The sequence below is a fragment of the Pseudomonas sp. GM50 genome, from assembly GCF_000282375.1.
Classification (GTDB): Bacteria; Pseudomonadota; Gammaproteobacteria; order Pseudomonadales; family Pseudomonadaceae; genus Aquipseudomonas.
Genome location: NZ_AKJK01000118.1, coordinates 1 through 7,948, shown reverse-complemented (window position 1 = coordinate 7,948; position 7,948 = coordinate 1). Strand labels below are relative to the sequence as shown.

Sequence of the window (7,948 nt, the reverse complement as noted above, 5' to 3'; positions counted from 1 at the left end):
CTCGCTCCCACAGGGGGGCGGCGGTGTTTTAGAGATTGCGTTAATTCTTCAGCCCGGCGGACCACCGCACGCTTTTTGCCCATGGATAAGAGGTAAGCCAATGAGCGTGCATGAACTCAAGCGTCCGCCCATCGCGGACACCACCGAGTGGCGGGTGGAGCTGCCCCAGGCCCTGGAGCAGCTGCAGCACTGGGCGCAGGTCAGTCCGTTGCAGCCGGCGCTGCGCCACAAGCGTCACGGCCAGTGGTTCGTCTGGCGCTGGATCGATGCCTTGCGCGATGTCGAGCGGTTGGCCGATGGCTTGCGTCAGCAGGGTTTTACCGAAGACTCGCGCCTGGCCTTGAGCGGCGCGTTCGAACCGAATCTGTTGCTGCTCGCATTGGCCGCCCGGCACATCGGCGCCGAATTGCTGACGCTGCCGGACAACCTCGACCCCGAAGCCCTGCACAAAGCCCTGTGGCGTAGCCGTCCGACCCACGCATTCGTCCAGGGGCGACAGACGCAGCAACTCTGGATCAACCAAGGCCAGGCTCTGCTGGATTTCGCCGAGTTACTCGGCCCGGTGGACCCTGCGCAGCGCCTCAACCGCTGGAATCAATATGCGCAACTGTGGAGCGAAGAAGGCACCCAGTGGCAGCACGGCCTGACGGTGCTGCTGGAACAATGGCTGACCAGCGGCCAATCCCTGGCCTTCCCGGAAAGCCCAGGCAGCGCCAGCCGCGACCGTCGTGAAGTCGCGCCGTCCGGGCTGCTGCTGTCCGCCGAACGCCTGCAAGTGCTCGCGGAAGAAATCGACAGCCGCCTCGCGCCCCACGGCACTTGGCGCCGACGTCTCTGCGATTGGGCCATCGCCCATCCCGAAAAAGGCCTGCAACGCTTGATCAAGAACCGCGTTCGCCGTCTGTTGGGTTTCCACAACCTGCATTTCATCTGGCAAGCCACCCGCATTTCCGATGCTCAACCCGAGCCGACCTGGCTCGCTGAATTCAAACGGGACATCGCATGAGCTCGACCGACTCCATTCTGCAAGTCAGCGGTATTTCCTTGTCCTTCAAAGGTGTGAAGGCGATCAATGAACTGTCGTTCGACGTGCGCCGGGGCGAGATCTGCGCGCTGATCGGCCCCAACGGCGCGGGCAAGAGTTCGCTGCTCAATGTACTGAACGGCGTGTACCGCTTCGATGCCGGTTCGATTGTGTTCGAACAACAGCCGTTCAAGCGTATCGACCCGTTGAGCGCCGCACGCCGGGGCATCGGCCGCACGTTCCAGAACAACGCATTGTTCAAGAAAATGAGCGTGATCGACAACATCCTCACCGGCCTGTCACGGCACCTGCGCAGCCGTTTCATTGAGCAGGCGTTGAACCTGCCAAGAGCCCGGCGTGAGGCTGAAGACTTCCGCCGGCAGGCCCAGGGCATTCTCGAATTCCTCGAACTGCAAGCCCATCGCGATGTGCCGGTAGGCAAGCTGTCCTATGGCCTGCAAAAGCGTGTGGAGCTGGGCCGTGCCTTGATCGCCGGCCCCAGCCTGTTGCTGCTCGATGAGCCGATGGCCGGGATGAACGCCGAAGAGAAGCAGGAAATGGCCCGCTTCATCGCCGACATCAACCGCGACCTCGGCACCACGGTGGTATTGATCGAGCACGACATGAGCGTGGTGATGGGCCTGTCCGACCATGTGGTGGTGCTCGATTACGGGCGCAAGGTCGGTGACGGCACGCCCGCCGAAGTGCAGGCCAATCCGGAAGTCATCGCGGCCTATCTGGGGGTGGTGCACTGATGACATTCTTCTTCGAAACCCTGCTCGGCGGCTTGCTCGCCGGAACCATGTACTCGCTGGTCGCGATCGGCTTCGTGCTGATCTACAAGGCCAGCGGCGTGTTCAATTTCGCTCAGGGCGCGATGCTGCTGTTCGCCGCGCTGACCTTTGTCAGCCTGCACGATCAAGGCGTGCCGTTCGCCCTGGCGCTGTTGCTGACCGTTGTGGTGATGATCGTCGGCGCGCTGCTGATCGAACGGCTGGTGTTGCGTCCACTGGTCAATCGCTCGCAGATCACCCTGTTCATGGCCACCCTCGGGTTGTCGTTCATCATCGAAGGCCTGGCTCAGGGCTTGATGGGTTCGCAAGTGCGGGCGCTGGATCTGGGCATCGATGACGTGCCGCTGTTCATCGGCGGGATGATGGTCAGCCAGTTCGACCTGATTGCCGCGGCGGCTGCCATCGTGCTGGTGACGGTGCTGGCGTTGCTGTTCAACAAAACCCGCATTGGCGTATCCCTGCGCGCGGTGGCGGATGACACCACCGCCGCGCTGTCGATCGGCATCAACCTCAACCGCATCTGGCAGATCGTCTGGGCGGTGGCCGGCATTGTCGGGCTGGTGGCGGGATTGTTGTGGGGCGCGCGCCAAGGTGTGCAGTTCTCGCTGTCGCTGGTGGTGCTCAAGGCCTTGCCGGTGTTGATCATCGGCGGCTTCACCTCGATTGGCGGGGCGATTGTCGGCGGGTTGATCGTCGGTGCGGCGGAGAACCTCGCCGAGGTGTACATCGGCCCGTTGATCGGCGGTGGCATTACCCCGTGGTTCGCTTACGTCCTGGCTTTGGCCTTCCTGTACATCCGTCCCGCCGGCCTGTTTGGCGAGCGCGCCATCGAGCGAGTCTGAACCCATGTCGATTTCCCTTACCCGCGAAACCGCGCCGGCGGTGTTGATCCAGCGCCGTGTGCCGATTGGTTTGATTGCGCTGTTGTTGATCGCCTTCGTAGTCGTGCCGCTGACCGGCAACGACTATTGGCTGAACGCGATTCTGATCCCGTTTCTGGTGCTGTCGCTGGCCGGGCTTGGCCTCAATCTGCTCACCGGCTACACCGGCCAGACTTCGGTCGGCGCGGCCGGGTTCATGGCGGTCGGCGCCTTTGCCACCTACGGTTTTCTACTGCGTTTGCCAGAGTTGGGCTTGCCGGTGGCGCTGCTCGGCGGCGGGCTGATCAGCGCGGTGGTGGGGTTTGTCTTTGGCCTGCCGAGTTCGCGGATCAAGGGCTTTTACCTGATGGTCACCACATTGGCCGCGCAGTTTTTCCTGGAATGGCTGTTCGTCAAATTTCCCTGGTTCTACAACTATGGTTCGTCCGGGACCATTTCCGCACCGAAACTGGCCCTGTTCGGCCATGACCTGAACACCCCATTGGGCCGCTATCTGCTGACCCTGACCACGGTGCTGCTGTTGACCTGGGTCGCGGTGAACCTGGTGAAAAGCCAGATCGGCCGCAACTGGATGGCGATTCGCGACATGGACACCGCCGCCGCCGTCGTCGGCATTCCGGTGGTGCGCTACAAGCACCTGGCGTTCGCCGTCAGCTCGTTTTACCTCGGCATCGCCGGGGCGCTGTGGGCCTTTGCTTATCTGGGCACGGCCAGTGCCAGCAGCTTCGATATCAATCGGTCGTTCCAGATCCTGTTCATCATCATTATCGGTGGCATGGGCAGCATCGCCGGCAACTTCGTCGGCGCGGCGTTTATCAGCCTGCTGCCGATCCTGCTCAGCCACGCCGGGCAAGCCTTGTTCGGTGGCTCGGTGGACGCCGGTCAGTTGCAGAACCTGCAAAAAATCATCTTCGGCGTACTGATCATCCTGTTTCTGATCAAGGAACCGGAAGGCCTGATTCGCCTCTTGAGCAACCTTCGTGAACGGCTAAGTCACTGGCCGCTGCGTTTCTGAATTCCCCAACCTGGTAGAGAGACAACATGCGTGCATCCTTGAAACGTTCGTTGGCCGGCGCCGCTCTGACGCTGGCGATTTTCGGCAGTGCGGTGCCGATGGTTCAGGCCTCGCCGGACCAGCAGTTCTTCCCGTTGGCCACTTATCGCGTCGGCGCCTACGCCTCCAGCGGTGTGCAAGTGTGGGCCGGCATGCTCGATTACCTGAACTACATCAACGATGTGGAAGGCGGGATCAACGGCGTCAAACTGGTCTGGCAGGAATGCGAAACCGAGTGGACGGCGGAGAAGGGCATCGAGTGCTATGAGCGCTTCAAGAAAGGCCTGGATGGCGCCCCGGTGGCGATCTATTCACCCAACGGCGCGCCGGCGGCGTATGCGCTGAGCGAGCGGGCGGAAGTCGACAGGATTCCGCTGATCACCCTCGGTTACGGTCGCACCGAAGCCACCGACGGCACGGTGTTCCCCTATAACTTTCCGGTGATGCTGACCTTCTACAGCGAGGCCTCGAGCCTGATCAACTACATCGCCCAGCGCGAGGGCGGGTTCGACAAACTCAAGGGCAAGAAAATCGCCACGGTTTATCACGACTCGGCTTACGGTCGGGAAACTCTCGGTCCGCTGAAATTGCTGGCGGAGAAATACGGTTTCGAAAACATTCAGATCCCGGTGGCCGATCCGGGCAACGAGCAATCGGCGCAATGGCGGCAAGTGCGCCAGGCCAACCCGGACTGGGTGTTCCTGCGCACCTGGGGCGTGTCGACGCCCGTGGCGGTGAAGACGGCGGCGCGTTTCGGCTTCCCGGTGGACCATATCGTCGGCGACATCTGGGCCAGTTCCAGCGAAGACGTGTTACCCGCGGGCGCCGCCGCCAAAGGGTATCTGGCGCTGACGCCATACCCGGCCGGCAACGAATTCGAGATCCATAAACGTCTCAAGCAAGCCATCCTCGACAAGGGCAAAAGCGACCTCAAGGACCTGAAGAATTTCGGCAGCGTCTATTACAACTCCGGGCTGGTGAACGCGGCCGTGATGGTGGAAGCGATCCGCACCGCCCAAGGCAAATTCGGCAAGCGGCCGCTTAATGGCGAAGAAGGGCGCTGGGGCCTGGAACACCTGAACATCGACGACGCGCGGCTCAAGGATATCGGCTACTTCGGCCTGATGCAGAACCTCAAGCTGTCTTGCAAGGATCATGAGGGTGGCGGTTCGGCGCGGGTGCAGCAGTGGGACGGCGCCAACTGGACGCTGATCAGCGACTGGATTCGCGCCGACCGCGCCTTGCTGCGGCCATTGATCGATGAGAAATCCGCCGCGTTCGCCAAGGAAAAAGGCCTGACGCCACGCACCTGCACCGGGGATGAATAACGTATGAGCCAAGCCGCCAGCGACATTGCCGCCAATGACCTGTTGCAAGTCAAAGACATCGAGGTGATTTACGACGGGGCGATCCTGGCCGTGGCCGGGGTGTCGCTGACGGTGCCCAAGGGCGGCATCGTCGCGTTGCTCGGGGCCAATGGTGCGGGAAAAAGCACCACGCTCAAGGCGATTTCCGGGTTGGTGCGGGCCGAGCGCGCGGAGGTCAGTCGAGGCTCGATTGCCTTTCTCGGGCGTGATACTGCCGGGGTCGATCCGAGTGTTCGCGTGCGTCAGGGCATGGTGCATGTGCTGGAAGGCCGGCACGTATTCGCGCAACTGACGGTGGAGGACAACCTGCGCAGCGGCGGCTTCGTTCGCGGTCTGAGCCGCAAGGACCTGGCGGCGGATCTGGAGCGCATCTATGCCTGGTTTCCACGCCTGAAAACCAAGCGCAAGACCCAGGCCGGGCTGACTTCCGGTGGCGAACAACAAATGGTCGCCATCGGCCGGGCGTTGATGACACGTCCTACTTTGGTACTGCTTGATGAACCTTCCATGGGTTTGGCGCCTATTATCGTCCAGGAGATTTTCGAAATCGTGGCGCAACTCAATCGAGACGAGCAGGTGAGCTTCCTGATTGCCGAGCAAAATATTAACGTGGCACTCAAGTACGCCTCAAAGGCCTACGTCCTCGACACGGGTCGCGTGGTGCTGTCCGGTACCGCCGATGAGTTACTGGCACGGGGCGATCTGCACGACTTCTATTTAGGTAAACACTGATCAATGAGAACGCCATGACTGACACCCCAAGCGGACAGGCGACCGACGCCGTCCGGCACGCGGACATCCTGATCATCGGCGGCGGCCTCAGCGGCGCGATGCTGGCGGCGCAGTTGTTGCGCTTGCCGGGCAAGCGTCAGGTGCTGGTGATCGAACCCCGGGCGGAACTTGGTCGGGGTGAAGCGTACAGCGCGGTCGAGTTGGGCCATACGCTCAACGGCAACGCGGCGCGGATGAGCGTCGATCCCGACAACGCTGATGATTTGACCCAATGGTTGACCGAGTACATCGCGGCGGGTGGTTGGCCGGAGTCGGATCAGCAGCATGTGCCGATCAGCGAGTTGTTTGCGCCGCGCGGGCTGTTTGGCGTTTATGTGCAGCAGCGCTTGGCCGAGGCGCAGGCGGTGGGCGCGCGGTACGGCTCGACGGTGGAGCATGTACGGGCCGAGGTGGTCGACCTGCAAACCCGGGACAACGCTGTATTGCTGACCTTGAGTGACGGCCAACATTTGCAGGGCGCCTATGCGGTGCTGGCCACTGGCATGTTCCCCGCTGCGCGTACGCCGCAAACCGAATCCAGCGGCTTGAACGCAGCGGCGCTCGACCCTTGGGATGTGACCGCCATGCGTCAGCTCGATCCGCAGTCGACGGTGCTGATCATCGGCTCGGGCCTGACCATGGTCGATGCCGTGGTGTCGCTGGAACAGGCGGGGCATCGCGGGCCGATCGAAGTGTTTTCCCGGCATGGTCTGCTGCCCCATGTGCGGCGACAGCCTCCGGCCTGGGCGGATTTCCTGGCCGAGGATCACAGCATTCGCACACCGCGTCAGCTGATGCGCGAACTGCGTCGGCATTGCCGCGACGCCATCGCCCAGGGCATCGACTGGCAAGCGCCACTCGACACCGTACGGGCGCACATCGGGCGGTTGTGGAGTCAGGCGACGGATGTGCAGCGTCGGCAGTTCGTGCGACATGTGCGGCCGTGGTGGGAAAGCCATCATCACCGCTCGCCGCCATTGAGTGCCGAGTTGGTGGCACGGCTGCACGGGGAAGGGCGGTTGCGGATTCAGGCTGCATCGTTCAAAGGGTTGGAGCCTTCGTTGAACGGGGAGGTCAGCATTCGCATCCGTCGGCGCGGCGAGGCGCAAACCTGCGTGGTGCACGGCGCGGCGCTGATCAACTCCAGCGGCATCGAATACGATTGGCGGCGGGTGGCGCGGCCATTGCCGCAGCAGCTATTGGCGCGCGGGCTGGTGCGGCCGGGGCCGTTGGCGCTGGGGATTGCCGCCGCAGATGACGGCGCGGTGCTAAGCGCTGATGGGCTGGTCGCCAGCCGTTTGTTCGCCATGGGCCCACCGTTGCGCGGGATGTGGTGGGAGAGCACGGCGGTGACTGATGTGGCGAGCCAGGCCAAGGCTCTTGCGGCGCGATTGGCGGATTGACCGAAAGTTGGAGGGTGTTTTTTCGGGCCTCATCGCGAGCAGGCTCGCTCCCACAGGGGATCAGCTGTGAATCCATTTTTTGCGAACGCTACAGATCAAATGTGGGAGCGAGCCTGCTCGCGATAGGGCCGGCCCATCCACCACAAAACCTGAAGTGAGACCGATAAACAACCGATGTTTAAACGACACTTCCAGATACTCACCCAGGCTACACATCCTTGCGCCGTTGCCTACGACTACGCCAGAATCCGCCGGCTTGTGCGCCTTGGGGGCGGGCCCTATCGTTTCCGGGTCGCTGACGAATCAGCGATCGGGTTTCGCAGCCCGTGTATCTCTAGACGCACAACATCCTCCGTTCGTGAACAGGTACGCCTGTCCGTTCATGTTATGGCGGCTGTACGTGGGAGACCTTCGGGTCTGCCGGTTCTAGAGTCCCGGTCTGCGACCTGCGTATAGCTGCCACCTCTTTTCGTCTCGCAGCGAACCGTGGCGGCTCCATGACTCTAGGAGCTTCATCGATGATCAAACCAACACCCAACCCACCGGAAACCGATCCAACATCCCCCTACGAATCCCTCGATTCGAAAAAACTCAACGAAGCCGCCGACCGCGCCCTCGATTACCACCTCAAACCGCCCATCCCCAAAGACACCA

General features: G+C 62.2%; 7 protein-coding genes and 1 pseudogene. All 8 read left to right on the top strand.

Going from position 1 to position 7,948, the window contains the following annotated elements; translation table 11 throughout:
- Positions 1 to 100 precede the first annotated feature (100 nt).
- Entirely contained in the window at positions 101 to 1,006 is a 906-nt protein-coding gene (locus PMI30_RS03465; protein WP_008014138.1) for an AMP-binding protein, read from the top strand.
- Positions 1,003 to 1,779 (top strand): ABC transporter ATP-binding protein, encoded by a 777-nt coding sequence (locus PMI30_RS03470; protein ID WP_008014136.1) that lies wholly within the window; start codon positions 1,003 to 1,005, stop codon positions 1,777 to 1,779. Before PMI30_RS03465 ends, PMI30_RS03470 begins: the two co-directional genes overlap by 4 nt.
- Positions 1,779 to 2,660: a branched-chain amino acid ABC transporter permease gene (locus PMI30_RS03475; RefSeq protein WP_008014134.1), complete on the top strand. Its 882-nt coding sequence runs from the start codon at positions 1,779 to 1,781 to the stop codon at positions 2,658 to 2,660. The genes PMI30_RS03470 and PMI30_RS03475 overlap by 1 nt, the downstream gene beginning before the upstream one ends.
- A gap of 4 nt (positions 2,661 to 2,664) precedes the next feature.
- Positions 2,665 to 3,714 (top strand): branched-chain amino acid ABC transporter permease, encoded by a 1,050-nt coding sequence (locus PMI30_RS03480; RefSeq protein WP_008014132.1) that lies wholly within the window; start codon positions 2,665 to 2,667, stop codon positions 3,712 to 3,714.
- A 26-nt stretch (positions 3,715 to 3,740) separates the two neighbouring features.
- Positions 3,741 to 5,081 carry an ABC transporter substrate-binding protein gene (locus PMI30_RS03485; RefSeq protein WP_008014129.1) on the top strand — a complete coding sequence of 447 codons (1,341 nt, stop codon included), beginning with the start codon at positions 3,741 to 3,743 and terminating at the stop codon, positions 5,079 to 5,081.
- Between the two features lie 3 nt (positions 5,082 to 5,084).
- Positions 5,085 to 5,852 carry an ABC transporter ATP-binding protein gene (locus PMI30_RS03490; protein ID WP_008014127.1) on the top strand — a complete coding sequence of 256 codons (768 nt, stop codon included), beginning with the start codon at positions 5,085 to 5,087 and terminating at the stop codon, positions 5,850 to 5,852.
- A 14-nt stretch (positions 5,853 to 5,866) separates the two neighbouring features.
- Positions 5,867 to 7,294 (top strand): FAD/NAD(P)-binding protein, encoded by a 1,428-nt coding sequence (locus PMI30_RS03495; RefSeq protein ID WP_008014125.1) that lies wholly within the window; start codon positions 5,867 to 5,869, stop codon positions 7,292 to 7,294.
- A 518-nt stretch (positions 7,295 to 7,812) separates the two neighbouring features.
- Positions 7,813 to 7,948: pseudogene (locus PMI30_RS32265) on the top strand (DUF6124 family protein); the annotation flags it as partial.